Raw genomic sequence first — 16,745 nt, forward strand, 5'->3', positions numbered from 1 at the left:
GCGCGTCCCTACTTGAGCGAAAACCGGACCGGCAGATGCTTGAGCCCGCCGACGAACGTGGTGGCGGTGTGCTGCGGCACCCCGGCCAACTCGATCGACTCCAGCCGCGGGATCAGTTCACTGAAGAAACTGTTGATTTCCATCCGGGCCAGCGCGGCGCCCAGGCAGAAGTGCACACCGTAGCCGAACGCCACATGCTTGTTGGGGTCACGGCCGACGTCGAACCGGAACGGATCGGTGAACACCTCCTCGTCGCGGTTACCCGAGGGGTAGGACAGCAGCACCGATTCGCCTGCGGCGACGGGCGTATCGCGCACCACGGTATCCGTCGCGGCGGTGCGCATGAACGCTTTGACCGGGGTGACCCAGCGGATCATCTCCTCGGTGGCGGTCGCCATCAAGCCGGGATCATCGCCCAGCCGCTGCAGCTGGTCCGGGTTCTGCAGGAGCGCGAGCATGCCACCGGCGATCGTGGCACTGGTGGTGTCGTGGCCGGCCGCGGCGACGATCGCGTAGTAGGAGACGGTTTCGATGTCGTTGAGCGGTGCGCCGTCGATGCGGGCGTTGGCGATCGCGGAGGCCAGATCGTCGGTGGGGTTCGCGCGCCGTGAGGCGGTCAGTTCGCTGAAGTACTGGAACATCTCGAGGAGTGCGGTCATGGTGTCGCCGTCGTCAGCGGCGCGCTTGAACTCGTCGTCGTCGTTGCCGAACAGTTCCTGGGTGAGCTTGAGCATCAGCGGGAAATCCGACTCGGGCACCCCGAGCAGCGACATGATCACGTACAGCGGATAGTTGACGGCGACCTGCTGGACGAAATCGCATTCGCCACCGGCATCCAGCATCTTGTCCACGTGGATCCTGGCGAGTTCGTCGACCCGAACCTTCAACGCCCGCATGGCTTTCGGACGGAACCAGTCGGCACCGACCGCCCGCATGACGCGATGCTGTGGATCGTCCATGTGGATGAGCGTGCGCACCCCGGTCGCGGCCTGACGTTCGTCGTCCTCGGCGGTGACCAGCACGGGCCGCGGCGAGTTCGTGAAGACATCGTTGGCACGTTCGACGGCCATGATGTCGGCGTGCCGGGTGATCGCCCAGAACGGCTGATAGCTCGGCACTTCGACCCAGGACACCGGGGCGTTGGCCCGCAGATGTGTCAGTGCCGCATGGAATGTCGTTTCGTCGGCATAGGCCGACGGGGTCGCGAAGACCTGCGCGGCGTCATCGATGGTCCTGGCACTCATGGGCTACTCCTCACTGTCGGCCACTCACGGAATTCCTCCAGCACCGCGGCAGCGGTGGCCGGTGTGACACCGGCGGGGAAGCTCGGTAGCACGCGATCGATCACACCGTTGCACCGCTGCCACAGGGCTGCGGCCAGTTGGGGTATCGGTGCCACCACCGCGAATGCGTTGAGCACCTCGTCGTCGATCAGGGCACCCATCGCGTCCCACTGCCCCTCGAGCGATAGCCGGTGCAGTTCGGTCTGCAGCTCGCCCCACCCGTGCAGCTCGAGCACGTTGCGATAGGCGGGCGTAGAACCGTAGAACGCCAATTGTTTTCGGGTCGCGGCGGCGGCTTCTGCCCATTCACGTTCGTCGCCGCCGGTCACGAGGAACACTGGGCAGCACACCTCGACATCCTCGCGGCGCCGCCCGCCGCCCTGCATACCGCGTTGCAGGGCTGGAAGAGTCACCTCATCGAGATAGCGCCGCGTGGTGAAGGCGTGGGCCAGCAGGCCGTCGGCGGCCTCACCGCACATCTCGGTCATCAGCTCACCGACGGCCGCCACGAACACCTTCGGGTGCGGAAGCGTCGACGGCTCGGGGGTGAACATCGGTGTCATGATCGTGTGGGTGTAGAACTCGCCGTCGAAGCGCAGTTTCGTGCCGTCGCGCCAGCACGACCAAATCGCCTGCAGCGCCGTGATGTACTCCCGCATCCGGCGCGCCGGGTGGCTCCAGGGCATGCTGAAGCGCTTCTCGATGTGCGGCCGGATTTGGGTGCCCAGCCCGAGGATGAAGCGGCCGCCCGAATACTGCTGCAGGTCCCAGCCCAACTGCGCGACCGTCATCGGACTGCGGGCGAACGCCACGGCGATACCGGTACCGATCTGGATTGTGCGGGTGTGCTCGGCAGCAAGCGCCAGCGGCAGGAACGGATCGTGGTTGATCTCCCCGGTCCAGCATCCGTCGTAGCCCTGCCGTTCCAGTTCACGGGCCGTTTCTGCGACCCGTGCGAGTTGGCTGGGTATGCCGCGGTCGATCTTGACCGAGGCGGCGAGCACATCGTTGGTCCGCAACCCGCCCACCCGATGGACGCTACAGTAAGCAATTCAGTATGGTCAACGGGGCTAGGCTACAAGCCGACCGTCGGTTCGAGGAGCGGAGACCAGCATGACCCACGCCCACGAGTGGAAGGAGTCCCTGCAGGACCTCGACCGCCGCAGGCAGAACTCCTATGCCATGGGCGGCCCCGAGCGGCTGGCCAAACACCACGGCAAGGGCAAGCTCGACGCTCGCGCCCGGTTGGCGCACCTCCTTGACCAGGGGACCTTCCACGAGTTCGGCACCCTGGTGGGCGGCGACATCGCCGCCGACGGCATTGTGACCGGCTCGGGCCTGATCAACGGCTCCCCGGTGATGATCGGAGCGGAGGATTTCACCACCTACGCAGGCAGCATCGGTCCGGGCGGCAACGCCAAGCGCTACCGGCTGGCCGAATTGGCTCTGCGCAACAAGATTCCGCTGGTGATGTTGTTGGAGGGGGCGGGATTCCGCGCCGCCGCAGGCGAGCATTATGGCCGGACGCCGACGGATCTCATTGCCCAGACGCGGTGTTCGGGACAGGTCCCGACGATCTCCGCGGTGCTCGGCGCATCCGCCGGACACGGTGCGCTCGTCGCCCCGGTGTGCGATTTCACCATCATGAGTCCGCAGGGTGCGATCTTCACCGCGGGCCCGCCGGTCGTCAAAGAGTCCACCGGAGAAGACATTACGAAAGAGGACCTGGGAGGTCCGGGCGTCGCGCTCGCCAGCGGCGTCATCCACAACTTCGGCGACAGCGACGAGTCCGTACTCGACGACATTCGCCGCTACCTGTCCTATTTCCCGTCGAGCGCATGGTCCTATCCCCCGGCCGCCGAGCCGGACGATTCCGCCGCACCCCGCGCGACCCCCGAACTGCTCGACATCGTCTCGCGCGACAACCGCCGGATCTACAACATGCGCACGGTGCTCGACGCGGTATTCGACCGGACCGACTGGTTTGAGGTGCAACCCCGCTTCGGCCGGGCGATCATCTGCGCGCTGGCCCACCTGGGCGGCCATCCGGTCGCCGTGGTCGCCAACCAACCGCAGGTGCTGGCGGGCTCAATCGACGCCGACGCCGCTGACAAGGCGGCGCATTTCATCAGCGTGGCCGATTCGTTCCACCTGCCGATCGTGTTTCTCGCCGACAACCCCGGCATGCTGCCGGGCAGCCGCTCTGAGCGTGCCGGCGTATTGCGCAGTGGGGCGCGGATGTTCGCCGCGCAGACCGCGGCGACGACGCTGAAGCTCCACGTCACCCTGCGCAAGGCCTTCGGCTTCGGCTCGATGGTGATGTCGCTGTTGGGATTCGACGGGCAGGGAGCGACGTTCGCCTACCCCGGGGCGACGATGGGCGCCATGGGTGCGGCAGCGCTGAGCCGCGCGTCGCACGCCGGTGAAGACGTCGCCGAGGTACTCAAGCAGATGGAGCTGGAGGCGTCCTACCGGTCGGCAGGCCATCTCGGGTTCGACGAGCTCATCGCTCCCGACGAGACCCGCAACGCCCTGCTCGTCGCACTGCAGCAGGGCCTCTGCAGCAGGCAGAGCGCACCCGAGCCGGTGTCACGGACGCTCATCATGCCGTGACACCGGCTGGTTCTCAGCGGTCAAGCGGGTTGCGCCGCCCGACGATCAGCGGATCTGCTGGGGTGAACGGGAATTCGGGCAGGTCTTCGATGTGGGCGTCGAACACCGCCGCCAGCACCGCGCGTGAGTACGCGCTGGCCGAGGTGCGGTAACCGATATCGGCCGGGGCGGGCTGGTCGAAGAAGATCAGGAAGTGCAGGCCACTGCCCGAATTGCTCCTCACGTCCGCAGGCGCATCGACAACTTCGATGTGATGCGGATAGGCCCGCGGAACGAAGTACACATCACCGCGCTGCAGCAGCCAGGTGTCCAGCGTCCCGTCCGGATCCATCACCGTCATCCGGGCCGAACCGCTTTGCACATAACCCATTTCCGCGGTGACAGGATGCCAGTGCGGTTCCCGCATACCGTCGTCACGCACGCGCAGCGAATACATCGACAAGTCTTTCAGGGCCGGCCAGAACTGGGCCCGCGCTGTGCGGGCCGAACCGACGGCCGAGGCGACCGGTGGCGTCATCGCCTCCACCGCGAACTTGTGCGGATCGGGGTAGCCGGCGGTGTCGGGCACCACCGCGTCCCCCACCCGGCCGGCCAATTTGCGGTCGACGGTGTCACGGCGGAGCGCAGCGAAGTCCGAGGCGTCCAGGTCGTAGGTGTTGCCCAGCACCGCATCGGTCATGGCGCCGAACGCCGCACCCAAGGCGAAGTCCTCGGGCCGTTCGTGGCGGAAGGTGATGATGAACTCGGCCGGTTCGGCACCGATGTTCTCGATGTGATGCAGTGAACCGGAGTCGGCATGGAACATCTCGCCTGCGCTGACCGTGAAGGCGGCGAACTTGTTTCCGGTATCCAACACCGACACCAGCGCGGTGCCCGACACGCAGTAGGTCAACTCGTTGGCGTTGGCGTGCCAGTGCGGCGTACGCATTGCTCCGGGGTTGATCACCAACCGCATGATCGACATGCCGTGCAGGATCGGGAAGTTGTCGGCGGTCACCCGCCGGATCGAGCCGTAGTCGTTTTCTTCCACGACCTCCCCATCGAGCAGGGACGTGGCGTGCGTGCTCCGGGTGGTTGATCGGGTCAGGGAGATGGTCATCTCGCGCCTCCTTCGGTGCTGCGGTGTACCGCGTTGAACTCTGCTCGACTGGTGATGCGGTGTCCTCACCGCTAACCGGACACCTGCACCCCTGCCAGCAGGCATTGACGCACTACTGCCCCAGCACGTCGCGCATGGCGGCGGCATGGAACGCCGCGCTGTCGTCGGCGATCAGGCAGCGCATCGTGGCAGACATATGGCAGTCTCGGTATTGCCGCGTTCGTTCGATACATGTCTCATCCGCTGCAGAGGTTCACATGTCCCGTCTTCAACTGGCACTCAATGTCGATGATCTCGATGAGGCGATCACGTTCTACAGCAAGCTGTTTGGCGTAGCACCAGCGAAAGTGAAGCCGGGCTACGCCAACTTCGCGGTGAGCGAGCCGCCGCTGAAGCTGGTCTTGCTGGAAAACCCCGGCAATGGTGGCACCATCAACCACCTCGGGGTCGAAGTCGCCTCCAGCGAGCAGGTACGCGCCGAAATCGCCCGGCTGACCGGCGAAGGACTGTTCACCGACGAGGAGATCGGCGCCACGTGTTGTTTCGCCACCCAGGACAAGGCCTGGGTGACGGGGCCTGCCGGCGAGAAGTGGGAGGTCTACACGGTGCTGGCCGACTCCGACACCTTCGGCACCAGCCCTGAACCCCGCGATGGGGTCGACGCCGCCGAGGGTGGCGCATGCCGCGACGGCACCGCCGCGCGCCTGGCCTAACCAACACACCGCTCACTTGACCATGACTTCGATATACATCAATATCGATGGATGTCGAAATCACCTCGCTCGGCCGACGACGCCTGCTGCCCACCGGGGGCACTGCTCCGTGAGCCCCTATCGGCCGCAGAAGCCACGGACATGGCGTCCAAGCTGAAGGCCCTTGCCGATCCGACACGGCTGCAACTGTTCTCGGCAGTCGCCAGCCACGTCGGAGGCGAGGCCTGTGTCTGCGATGTCTCGGCGGGGGTCGAGGTCTCGCAACCGACCATCAGCCATCATCTGCGAGTCCTGCGTGACGCGGGCTTGTTGACCTCGGAGCGGCGGGCGTCGTGGGTGTACTACGCAGTGGTACCCGACGCACTCGCCGGTCTTGCAGTGCTGCTGGATGCTACTTCGGCACAGATGTCGGGATGACCGACGCCACGCTTTCGGCGCCGCCCGTGGGGGGCAAGCTTTCGACCCTCGATCGGTTACTGCCGGTATGGATCGGTGCGGCGATGGTCGCCGGGTTGCTGATCGGCCGGTGGGTTGCCGGCGTCAACACCGCTCTGGAAAAGGTTCAGATCGACGGGATTTCGCTGCCCATCGCGCTGGGTCTGTTGATCATGATGTATCCGGTCCTGGCCAAGGTGCGTTACGACCGCCTTGACACCGTCACCGGCGACCGCGCACTCATGCTGTCCTCGCTTCTGCTGAACTGGCTCGTCGGTCCGGCGTTGATGTTCACCCTGGCCTGGCTGCTGCTGCCCGATCTGCCCGAGTACCGCACCGGACTGATCATCGTCGGGTTGGCCCGCTGCATCGCCATGGTCATCATCTGGAACGACCTGGCCTGCGGAGATCGCGAAGCCGCTGCCGTGCTCGTCGCATTGAACTCGCTCTTCCAGGTCATCATGTTCGCGGTGCTGGGTTGGTTCTACCTCTCAGTGCTGCCCGGCTGGCTGCACCTGCCGCAGGCCACCATCACCACATCGCCGTGGCAGATTGCCAAATCGGTGCTCATCTTCCTCGGCATTCCCCTGGCCGCCGGCTACCTCTCCCGCCGCATCGGCGAGGCGACCAAGGGACGGCAGTGGTACGAGACCCGGTTCCTGCCCACGGTCGGCCCCTGTGCGCTCTACGGCCTGCTGTTCACCATCGTGATTCTCTTTGCCCTACAGGGCGATCAGATCACCAATCGGCCCTGGGACGTCGCCCGCATCGCCCTGCCCCTGTTGGCCTACTTCGCCATCATGTGGAGCGCAGGTTATCTGCTGGGCGCCGTATTGGGTCTGGGCTACGAACGCACCACCACTCTGGCGTTCACCGCCGCGGGCAACAACTTCGAACTCGCCATCGCTGTCGCGATCGCCACGTACGGCGCCACTTCCGGGCAAGCCCTCGCCGGTGTCGTCGGACCTCTCATCGAAGTGCCGGTCCTGGTCGCCCTGGTCTACGTCTCACTCGCGTTGCGGCGCCGCTACACCCACCACACGTCCCAGCACCTGCCCACCGACTCGACGGTGAGAACGGAAAGACTCCATGACTGACACCGCGAAACCGTCCGCGCTGTTCCTCTGCACCCATAACGCCGGCCGCTCTCAGATGGCGCTCGGGTACTTCACGCACTACGCCGGCGCGAACGCCGTCGCCTGGTCGGGAGGCTCCGAACCCGGTGACGAGATCAACCCCGCCGCCATCGCCGCAATGGCGGAGGTCGGCATCGACATCACCGGCGAATACCCGAAACCCTGGACCGACGATATGGTTCGGTCCGCCGACGTCGTCGTCACCATGGGCTGTGGAGACACCTGCCCGATCTTTCCCGGAAAGCGTTACGAGAACTGGGAACTCCCCGACCCCGCCGGCCAAGGCGTCGACGCCGTTCGCCCGATCCGCGACCAAATCGACCAACGCGTCCGCCAACTCTTGGCTGAGCTGGACGTCCCGGTCACCACCGAATAACGACTCAGGCATGGGAGGCTGGCGATCGGGATGACACCGATGACGGCGGGCCTGCACTCTGTCACAGAGGAAGAGCGACGCTGATCGTGCGTTGATCGAGGCAGGGTGACGCGGGACGCGGCCTTTGACTTATCACGTTGCCTGACGGCAGAACTCGTAGACCTCATCGACGCAATCGCCCACGCTGCGGGTGGTGTCGATCAGATGGGCACCGCTCCACGAATACTCATCGTCGGCCATGGCGGCAGCGATCCCGGGAGTGGCGTCCGAACTGCCTGCAGTGCGCCGGTTGATCCGATCCATTGTCTCCGGTAGGGGCGCTTCGCACACCAGTCCAACTGCGGGACATGAATATTCGTCAGCGACAGCATATGCCCGCCGGCGATGATCCGGGTCGCGCCAAGTGCCGTCAAGAATGGCGGAACGTCCGTGAGTCAATGCGACGGCGGCACGGCGAAGCACCTGGTCGTAGACGGCGTTGACATTGTCCGGCAGGTAGAGCCCGCCTCCGAAGACGCCCTTTGATCCCGAGATGGCGCCCGATTCGAGCAGTTCCCGGCGCACATCGTCGGTGGATATCACCGCGGCATGCATGCGCTCTGAGAGAGCGCGCGCCAATGTGGTCTTGCCGGTGCCCGGGCCGCCACCGACGAGAATTAATCGCACGGCTCCCGCCCGTAGGTGTGCCAGTGCAATGCCGAGGTGGTGCCGCGCATCAGTCCGGGCATCGGTGATGCCTTGGTCGAATCGGATGCAGTCCACCTTCGCGCGCACAACCGCGCGGTAGCTGACGTAGAAGTGCCACAGCGATTTCGGTGCGGCACCGGTGGTCAGTCGCACGTACTGCGACATGAACTCCGCGGCCAAGTCGTCACGGCCCAGGAACTCCAGGTCCATCACGAGGAACGCGGCATCGTCGACGCAGTCGAGACTGCGCAACCGGTCATCGAATTCGAGGCAGTCGAGCAGGGCAGGCCCGTCGGGCAGACAGAAGATGTCATCGGCACGCAGGTCACCGTGACCGTCGACAATATGACGTTCCGCGACGCGCTCCGCGAACAGATCTGCGCTGCCGGAGAGGAACCGGGTCGCCAGTGTGGTCACCTCGGCGATCTCATCCTCAGACAGGACGGTGCCACCGTAACGCCGCAACTCCGTCAAGTTTTCCTGCCATAGCTCCGTGATTTTGTCGGCAGTTCCGTACGCATCGATGGCAGTGGATCGCTCGGCGCGGTCGTGGAAACGGGCGAGTGTTTCGGCGATGCTCGCGAGATGTTCCTCGACCGGCTCGCCTGCGGCGACCATGGTCGCCAGTCGCAGCGAGTCCGGGTGACGACGCATGACGATCACGGGCTCGGCCGCACCCTGTCCGGCGTTGTCGAAGTGTCCGACTCCAAGGTAGCTGTCCGGCGCCAGCCGCCTGTTGAGCTGGACTTCCCGGGCACAGACCTGCTCGCGTCGTTCGACAGAACTGAAGTCGAGGAAATCCGTCACCACCGGCTTCTTGACCTTGTATGCCCGATCTCCGACCAATACCACAAGGCCGGTGTGGGTTTCGCAAATCTCTACGCTCATCTACCGACCCTGCTCCCCCAGTCTGATCGTGGCTGCCGTCCGAACACCACCCACCGTCCAGCATCCACCTGCGGGGTCACAGAGTCCAAAGTCCCGTCTCCGTGTCCGGCCCGCGGGACTTCGCGACAGTACCGAGGTCGTCCTTAGGAGACATCAGACATGACCAAATCGCACACGAGGGACTTTCGGCCCTGCCGGTCGATGTGTCGCCGCGCTAGCGTCGAAGCCGAACAGACCGAATCATTCTGGGGGTTGACATGGAATCGGCATCGCTACCGTCGCCGGGGGTCGTCGTCGGTATCGACGGCTCACGGTGGGCGCTCAACGCCGCATTGTGGGCCACGGATGAAGCTGTCAGCCGTGGCGTCCCTTTGCGTTTGGTCTACGTCGTAGAACCACGCATCGGCGACCGATTCGATGCTCAGGAGGCCTCCCGCGATCTGGCACGCGCCGATATCGCCATCCGTCAGGCGAGGGTCGCGCTGGAATCGACCGAGCAACCCGTCAAGATCGAATGGCAGGTAGTGCACGGCGAGCCGGCGGAGGTCTTGCTGAACGCCTCGGAAACTGCCGACATGCTGTGTGTGGGGGCGTTCGGGATCAGCCACGAGGTGGGTGATCGGCGACCCGGTTCGACCGCCACCGCACTGTCTGCCACGGCGCGTTGCCCGGTGGCGGTCATCGGCAGTGATCGCGGACCGTACATTCCGGCCGGACGCGTCGTTGCCGGCGTCGACGGCACCCCCGGCAGTGCACACGTTCTGAATGTCGCCAGCGATGAGGCCGAGCTACGCGGTGCGGAACTGACGATCCTCGATCCCTCTCTGCCTGGGCGCCACCTCGGTCTGAATGTCGTTGGTTTCCACACTGATCCGATTCAGCTACTGGTCATTGCACAGCAGGGCAACGAGGTTCGCGACGTCGCCTGCCCCGTGCTCATCTGCCGTTAGGCTCGGCTGCTCCGGCCCGGTACGCGGTGACGATGGGTTCGAGTTCGTCCGGGGTGGCACCGTGCAGGATGACCGCGTCGGCACCGTAGTCGAACTCCTTGCGGATCCGGTCCACGCACTGCTGCGCGGTACCGGTCGCCGAGGGTTCGAGCCATTCGTCGGGGATCAGGTTCGCGATGTGTTCGATCTGCTCGGCGCTGGCCTTGTGATCGATCCCGCCTGGGATCGAACTGACCACCGGGTCCTCCCGGAACCGTTGCAGCACAGCGGGATCCCAACCGTTGGTGCGAACCATCAGATCCCCGTAGCCCTGCAGGTAAGTGGCCAGCCGGGCGACGGTCTTCTTCAGCCGTAGTTCCTCGGGCAGGTGGTCACCAACGGTCGCGAAGCAGGACCACACCCGCACGGTGGCCGGATCGCGGCCGGCCTGCTCGGCGGCATCCTTGACGGTCTTCACGGCCCGTTGCAGCGTCTCGGGTGTGAAGTAGGTGTGCAGGATGACGTCGTCGAATGCCCGTCCACCAAGTGCGAGCGTCTGCGGGCCGAACGCGACCAGAGCCAAGCGGATGTCCTCGTTGAAGTCGGGGTCGAGGAACAACACCTGGTACTTGCCGATCGGGCCGTCATGATTGAAGATCACCTCGCCGTGCCAGAGCCGACGCATGACGGTGGCGAAGTCCTCCATCTGGGCGGTTGTCACGGCCGGCACGCCGAACGCCTGGTACATCGCCGCGATGCCCCGGCCGATGCCGAGTGTGAACCGGCCGCGGGAGAGCCGGTGCATCGTGGTGGCCCACGATCCGGTGATGAGTGGATGGCGGGTGTTGTGATTGGTTGCGGCCGTGGCGATCTGCATGCGTTCGGTGACGGCGCACGCGGCCCCGACGAGCGACGACGCTTCCTTGACGTTCCACCGTTCGGAGACGAACGCGGTACCGAAGCCGAGCTGCTCGCCTCGGCGGGCCTCGTGCATCAGCGTGGCGGGGCCCTCCCCGCCGGCTCCGGCCAACAGGTAGTACCCAAGCTCATCGAGCACTCGGTCACTCACATCCAAACCTCTCGCCGGTAACCGCAATACCAGACCTCGACGACGTCAGCCATTGACGCCGGTGAACCGCAAGAGTGTCCGGGTGAGGTGCAAGCTGGTGATCTGCCATGTGCCATCGTGCTTTTCGTAAGTCTCGTGGTAGTGCCCCGCACCGTGCAACTGCCCGCCGTCGGCGAAATACAGCATGTCCTCCATTGCCCAGATGCCCGTCGCGGTGGTCTGCGACGTCAACGCGATCTCCGGGGTGTGGCAGTGGTGGACCGTCGCCGCATGTTCGACGCCGCCCCACACCACGGGAAAGAACTCGTCGAAGCCATTCAGCGGGGGCGCGGTCTGCGGGTCCGCCCCTCCTGTCGACACCGCCATGTCCAGGGTGACGACGACGTCCTCGGCGAACAGCGCACGCCACGCATCGATGTCCTTGGTGTCGAGAAACCGGCAGTAGCGAGCCTTCAGTTGCTTGATCGCCTCGATGTCGTCGGTCATCCGCGGCCTCCTCGATTGCTACCGAAATCTATACCGTAGTGCCCTCAGCCAGTCGAGAGCGCCGCCCCTTCATCCGCCGAACAGACGTTGCGGTACGCGACACGCCGGTTTTCCGGTACCCGTATGTCTGCTCGGCGGTAAAACTGGCGGCATCTTCCTCATCTGGAAACCACTACTGTAATGTCTTCCGTATTGTCCGGAACACGGGAGGATCACAGGCATGAAAGTGCCGTTCACCTGGAAGGTCACCGGTTGGTTCATGATCGGCTGGTCGGCGGAGTTCGAGGTCGGCGATGTCAGGGCGCTGCACTATTTCGGTGAGGATCTGGCGGCCTATCGTGACCAATCCGGCCAGTTGCATGTGCTCGAGGCGCACTGCAAACATCTCGGCGCCCACGTCGGTCACGGCGGCAAGGTGGTCGGTGACTGTGTCGAGTGCCCGTTCCACGGCTGGCGATGGGGACCGGACGGCACCAACCGCTACATCCCCTACCAACCCGACCGCCCCAACCGCGGCCTGACCTTGCGGACCTATCCGGTCCAGGAACAGTACGGTTGCATCTTCATGTGGCATCAGCCCGAGGGCAAGGAACCGCAATGGGAGCTGCCGGACATCTTCCACAAGTTCCCGCAATTCGAGACCGACCCGAACGCCTACTACCGGCCGTATCCGGAGTTCTCCAGTCGCGCCGACGCCATTCCCGTGCACCCGCAGATCGTGGCCGAAAACGGCCCGGACAGTTCGCATTTCCGCTATGTCCACGGCGCCTCGGTCACCCCGGTATGCCTGCACTGGGAGCACGTCGACGAGGAGTGGCGGTTCCTCACGGGCTGGCCGTCGAAGGCGAGCGAAGCGACGGGAAATCCGGGAGCCCGCAGCACCGACCCTGACAAGATGGCCCTGCGCATCCACAGTCACTTTTCCGGTCTGGGTTTTGCGATGAGCGCTTTCGAAGGCTCGTCGAATCACCGCCTGATCTTCGCCTGCACACCCGTCGACGACGAGGTGTCGGACATGTTCTACTCCATCTGGTGGCCCAAGCTGCCCGGCGAAACCTCCGACATACCACCGGATCACGTTCGCGCCCAGGTCGAGAAACAGTTCCTCAAAACCGTATGGGAGGACTGCGACATCTGGCGTTACCAGAAGTACATCGAGCATCCGCCCCTGGCCAAGATCGATGCCAAACCCTATATGGCCATGCGCAAATGGGCGACCCAGTTCTATGAGGTGCCCGCCAACGCATGAAGCTCGACCTTGCCGACCTGGTAGCGCCCCGCCACACCGCTGTCGTCACCCAGGAACTGCAGGGAGCCGTAGTCGGCCCTGGCGCCGGTCTCAGAGAGCTCGCCGACGAGGCGCGTCGGGTTGCCCTGCCCAACATCTCCCGGTTGCTGCCTGCCGCGCGTGCGGCGTCGGCCCGGGTGGTGCATTGCCTGGTGCAACGGCGACCCGACGGAGTGGGCTCCAACCACAACGCCAAGATCTTCGCGATCGGCCGCAGCGCTGTCAGCATCGCGCCCGGCAGCCCCGGCGCCACGTTACTGCCCGAATTCGGTCCGCACCCAGACGATCTCGTGCTGACCCGCCGGCACGGCCTGGGACCGATGGGCGGCACCGAACTCGACGCGGTCCTGCGCAACCTCGGCGCGAGTACCATTATCGCCGTGGGTGTTTCGGTGAACATCGCGATCACCAACCTGGTGATGGACGCGGTCAACGCCGGGTACCGCGTGGTGCTACCCCGCGACGCGGTCGCCGGCATCCCCACCGAGTACGCCGACGCCGTCATCGACAACACGTTGTCCCTGTTGGCGACCGTGACCACCACCGGCGATGTGCTGCGGGCCTGGCAGCACTGACCGATGCAGGGAGACAATGTGCTGTTCACCGTCCCGGCTGTCGCCGAAGCCGTCGCGGCCGCGATCCCCGAGCGTCCGCTGATCGTCCAGGGTGATCGTCGGTACAGCTACCGCGAGATCATCGACCGGTCGAACCGATTGGCCGCCTATCTGCATGCGCGCGGCCTGGGCACACACACCGAGCGCGGATCCCTGGCCGGCCACGAGGTCGGGCAGGATCTGCTCGGCATCTACGCCTACAACGGGCCCGAGTACGTCGAAGCGATGCTCGGTGCGTTCCGGGCCAGGGTGGCGCCGTTCAACGTCAACTACCGCTACGTGAAGAACGAATTGCAGTACCTGCTTGCCGATTCGGGAGCCACTGCGCTGGTCTACCACTCCGCGTTCGCCCCGCGCGTCGCGGAGATCCTGCCTGAACTTCCGCAGCTTGGCGTGCTCATCCAGATCGCCGACGACTCCGGCCACGAGCTGCTGTACGGCGCCGTGGACTACGAAACGATCGTCGGACAGGTGGTGCCGGCCCCTCCGGTCGAGCCCTCCCCGGATGATCTCTACGTGCTCTATACCGGCGGCACCACCGGCATGCCCAAGGGCGTGCTGTGGCGTCAGCACGACATCTTCATGACGGCCTTCGGCGGCAGAAACATGATGACCGGCGACCGGGCCGCATCGATCGAGGAGATCGCTGTCCGAGCCGCCGAGAATCCGGGCACCAAGCTGATGATTCTTCCGCCGCTGATTCACGGCGCGGCCCAATGGGCGGCGATGACCGCCATCACCACCGGGCAGACCGTCGTATTTCCCAGTGTGGTCGAGCGTTTCGATGCCGACGATGTGGTCCGCACCATCGCCCGCGAACAGGTTCTGGTGGCGACAGTGGTCGGCGACGCGATGGCTCGTCCCCTCCTGGCCGCCATCGAGAGCCGCGTCGCCGATGTCGAGTCGCTGGCGGTCGTCGCCAACGGCGGCGCCCAGCTCACGCCCCACGTCAAACAGCGACTGATCGATTCGAAGCCCAATCTGCTCGTGGTCGACGGCGTCGGCTCGTCCGAGACGGGCGCGCAGATGAGCCACATGTCAGCGCCGGGCGCCGTATCGACGGGTACCTTCGCTGCCGGTCCCGACACCTGTGTGGTGACCGAGGATTTCACCGCGGTACTCGGGCCCGGCCACGACGGGCTGGGATGGCTGGCACAGCGCGGTCATGTGCCACTTGGCTACAAAGGGGACGCCGCCAAGACCGCGGCGACGTTCCCGCTCATCGACGGCGTGCGCTACGCCGTGCCCGGCGACCGGGCGCGCCATCTTGAAGGCGGGGCGGTCGAACTACTCGGCCGAGAATCGGTGACCATCAATTCTGGCGGCGAGAAGATCTTCGCCGAAGAGGTCGAATCCGCGATCGCGTCGCATCCTGCCGTCGGCGACGTGGTGGTGGCCGGTCGGCCCAGTGAGCGTTGGGGACAGGAGGTGGTCGCCATCGTCGCACTCGCCGAGGACGCCGACGAGGTCGACGCCGCAGCGCTCATCCGGCATGCCGAGGCTTCCATCGCGCGTTACAAGTTGCCCAAGGCCGTGGTGTTCCGGACGAGGATCGAACGCAGCCCGGCCGGTAAAGCCGACTATCGCTGGGCCCGTGAGCAGGCGCTCAGCGAATCTTCTTGAGCCGTACCGCTGTTCGGTTTCGGGCGCGTCGCAGCGCGAGCTCCGCGCTGACCCGCATGGAGCCGGTGAACGGACGTGCTGCCCGGCCGGTGATGCTGAAGGGCAGGTCGGTGCCGACCACGGTGCGTTGGTGACTGAACGCGTCGAAGCCGGCCTTCCCGTGGTAGGCACCCATCCCGCTGCGACCCACTCCCCCAAAAGGTGCGCTTGACGGAATCATATGGGCGGCAAAGTCGTTGCGGGCAACGCCGCCGCTGCGGGTGCGGCTCACGAAGTACCGGAAGTCGGCGTTGTCCGGACCGAACCAGTACGCGACCAACGGGGACGGCCGTTGGTTGATGTAGTCGATCGTCTCGCCGACCGTCGAATAACCGCGCACCACCAGCACCGGGCCGAACACTTCTTCGTCGGCGATGCGCATGCAGTCGTCGACATCGCGGATGATGGTCGGGGCGATCTTGCGCGACCGCGCGTCGGGCAGGATCTCCCCGTCGGGAAGGACCGAATCGATCCGGGCACCGTGTGCACGGGCGTCGTCGATCAGAGCGACCACCCGCTCGAAGTTCGCCTGGTTGACCGCCGAGCAGTAGTCGGCGTTGTCGATGATCGTGGGAAACAGGGCACGCAGCGTCCGGCTCGCCACCTGCACAAACCGCTCCACCCGCGCATGAGGCACCAAGACGTAGTCGGGACAGACGCAGACCTGGCCGCCGTTGACCATGCGCGCCTGCGCGATTCGCGTCGCCGCTCGGATGACGTCGGCATCGGGTGAAACCACGACCGGGTTTTTGCCGCCGAGTTCCAATGTGACCGGGACCAGATTTCGCGCGGCCGCCTGCTGCACCCGCGCGCCGACGGTCGGCGACCCGGTGAAGAACAGGTGGTCGAAGGGCAGCCCGGCGAACTCCGCAGCGACATCCGGCCCTCCGGTGACGACGTGGAGTTCGCGGGTGTCGAAGTAGCGCGGCGCGGTGGTGGCCATCAGTGCGGCAGTACACGGGGTCACTTCCGACATCTTGATCATCACGCGGTTGCCCGCGGCGAAGGCAGCGGCGGCGGGCAAGACGGTCAACTGGATCGGGAAGTTCCACGGCCCGATGATGCCGACCACTCCGAGTGGGGACGGAACCACCTCGGCGCGCAGTCGAGCCACCCGCGCCGCCCGCATCAGCGTGGTTGACTTCATCCATTGCGGCACATGCGCTCTGGTGTGTTCGATGACCGCTATCATGCCCAGAATCTCGGCGAAGAACGCCGCCGACCGGGATCGAGACCCGTAGTCGGTCGCGGTGGCAGTGACGAAATCCTCGGCGTTGTCGAGAATCATCGCCATCAACCGGTCAATGCGGTTGCGCCGCAGCGCAGCACCGGGTGGGCCGTCATCGAGGAACGCCCGCCGCTGGGCCGCAAGCTCGGCCGAGAGCCCTGACGTCACCACCATGCCGGCCCCCTCATTCACTGTAAGTGCCTCCGGTAAGACTAACGGTAATATCGTCGCGAGACGAG

General features: G+C 65.3%; 14 protein-coding genes and 2 pseudogenes. 9 read left to right on the forward strand and 7 right to left on the reverse strand.

All coding sequences use genetic code 11. The features are described from left to right. Positions 1-8 precede the first annotated feature (8 nt). Positions 9-1,244 (reverse strand): cytochrome P450, encoded by a 1,236-nt coding sequence (locus BTO20_RS24145; RefSeq protein ID WP_087078604.1) that lies wholly within the window; start codon positions 1,242-1,244, stop codon positions 9-11. After that, entirely contained in the window at positions 1,241-2,302 is a 1,062-nt protein-coding gene (locus BTO20_RS24150; RefSeq protein WP_408632207.1) for an LLM class F420-dependent oxidoreductase, read from the reverse strand. Before BTO20_RS24150 ends, BTO20_RS24145 begins: the two co-directional genes overlap by 4 nt. Positions 2,303-2,396: 94 nt before the next feature. Between BTO20_RS24150 and BTO20_RS24155 the strand changes: the two genes are divergently transcribed. Then, on the forward strand, positions 2,397-3,896 hold the full coding sequence (locus tag BTO20_RS24155) for an acyl-CoA carboxylase subunit beta (RefSeq protein WP_087078605.1): 1,500 nt from the start codon (positions 2,397-2,399) through the stop codon (positions 3,894-3,896). 13 nt (positions 3,897-3,909) lie between these two features. Here the strand turns inward: BTO20_RS24155 and BTO20_RS24160 are convergent, their stop codons facing one another. Continuing rightward, a complete protein-coding gene (locus BTO20_RS24160; protein ID WP_198344043.1) occupies positions 3,910-4,995 on the reverse strand; it encodes a cupin domain-containing protein in 1,086 nt (361 codons plus the stop codon). 257 nt (positions 4,996-5,252) lie between these two features. Between BTO20_RS24160 and BTO20_RS24165 the strand changes: the two genes are divergently transcribed. The 4 genes and pseudogenes from BTO20_RS24165 to BTO20_RS24180 form a co-directional block, all read left to right on the forward strand. Beyond that, positions 5,253-5,708 carry an ArsI/CadI family heavy metal resistance metalloenzyme gene (locus BTO20_RS24165; RefSeq protein WP_087078606.1) on the forward strand — a complete coding sequence of 152 codons (456 nt, stop codon included), beginning with the start codon at positions 5,253-5,255 and terminating at the stop codon, positions 5,706-5,708. 51 nt (positions 5,709-5,759) lie between these two features. Further along, positions 5,760-6,125, forward strand: coding sequence for an ArsR/SmtB family transcription factor (locus BTO20_RS24170; protein WP_087078607.1), 366 nt, complete (start codon positions 5,760-5,762; stop codon positions 6,123-6,125). Beyond that, positions 6,122-7,172 (forward strand): annotated as a pseudogene (arsB, locus tag BTO20_RS24175) (ACR3 family arsenite efflux transporter); the annotation flags it as partial. The gene BTO20_RS24170 and the pseudogene arsB, both read left to right, overlap by 4 nt. 75 nt (positions 7,173-7,247) lie before the next feature. Then, a pseudogene (locus BTO20_RS24180) lies at positions 7,248-7,655 on the forward strand (arsenate reductase ArsC); the annotation flags it as partial. A 132-nt stretch (positions 7,656-7,787) separates the two neighbouring features. Here the strand turns inward: BTO20_RS24180 and BTO20_RS24185 are convergent. After that, entirely contained in the window at positions 7,788-9,230 is a 1,443-nt protein-coding gene (locus BTO20_RS24185; protein WP_087078610.1) for a bifunctional aminoglycoside phosphotransferase/ATP-binding protein, read from the reverse strand. Between the two features lie 257 nt (positions 9,231-9,487). Between BTO20_RS24185 and BTO20_RS24190 the strand changes: the two genes are divergently transcribed. Continuing rightward, positions 9,488-10,180 (forward strand): universal stress protein, encoded by a 693-nt coding sequence (locus BTO20_RS24190; protein ID WP_087078611.1) that lies wholly within the window; start codon positions 9,488-9,490, stop codon positions 10,178-10,180. Here the strand turns inward: BTO20_RS24190 and BTO20_RS24195 are convergent. Together BTO20_RS24195 and BTO20_RS24200 are read right to left on the reverse strand one after the other, a co-directional pair. Beyond that, on the reverse strand, positions 10,167-11,228 hold the full coding sequence (locus BTO20_RS24195; RefSeq protein ID WP_087078612.1) for a TIGR03857 family LLM class F420-dependent oxidoreductase: 1,062 nt from the start codon (positions 11,226-11,228) through the stop codon (positions 10,167-10,169). The genes BTO20_RS24190 and BTO20_RS24195 overlap by 14 nt on opposite strands. A 45-nt stretch (positions 11,229-11,273) precedes the next feature. Then, the gene (locus tag BTO20_RS24200) at positions 11,274-11,714 is read right to left on the reverse strand and encodes a nuclear transport factor 2 family protein (RefSeq protein WP_087078613.1); all 441 of its coding nucleotides are present in this window, start codon (positions 11,712-11,714) and stop codon (positions 11,274-11,276) included. 220 nt (positions 11,715-11,934) lie between these two features. Between BTO20_RS24200 and BTO20_RS24205 the strand changes: the two genes are divergently transcribed. The 3 genes from BTO20_RS24205 to BTO20_RS24215 are packed head-to-tail and all read left to right on the forward strand — an operon-like array spanning position 11,935 to position 15,239. Then, positions 11,935-12,963 (forward strand): Rieske 2Fe-2S domain-containing protein, encoded by a 1,029-nt coding sequence (locus tag BTO20_RS24205; protein WP_087078614.1) that lies wholly within the window; start codon positions 11,935-11,937, stop codon positions 12,961-12,963. After that, positions 12,960-13,577 (forward strand): cysteine hydrolase, encoded by a 618-nt coding sequence (locus BTO20_RS24210; protein WP_087078615.1) that lies wholly within the window; start codon positions 12,960-12,962, stop codon positions 13,575-13,577. The genes BTO20_RS24205 and BTO20_RS24210 overlap by 4 nt, the downstream gene beginning before the upstream one ends. Positions 13,578-13,580: 3 nt before the next feature. Continuing rightward, the gene (locus tag BTO20_RS24215; protein ID WP_198344044.1) at positions 13,581-15,239 is read left to right on the forward strand and encodes an acyl-CoA synthetase; all 1,659 of its coding nucleotides are present in this window, start codon (positions 13,581-13,583) and stop codon (positions 15,237-15,239) included. Here the strand turns inward: BTO20_RS24215 and BTO20_RS24220 are convergent. Further along, on the reverse strand, positions 15,223-16,680 hold the full coding sequence (locus BTO20_RS24220) for an aldehyde dehydrogenase family protein (RefSeq protein WP_087078616.1): 1,458 nt from the start codon (positions 16,678-16,680) through the stop codon (positions 15,223-15,225). The two genes, BTO20_RS24215 and BTO20_RS24220, sit on opposite strands and share 17 nt — an antisense overlap. Positions 16,681-16,745 lie beyond the last annotated feature (65 nt).

Origin of the sequence: Mycobacterium dioxanotrophicus (assembly GCF_002157835.1) — a bacterium.
Taxonomy (GTDB): domain Bacteria; phylum Actinomycetota; class Actinomycetes; order Mycobacteriales; family Mycobacteriaceae; genus Mycobacterium; species Mycobacterium dioxanotrophicus.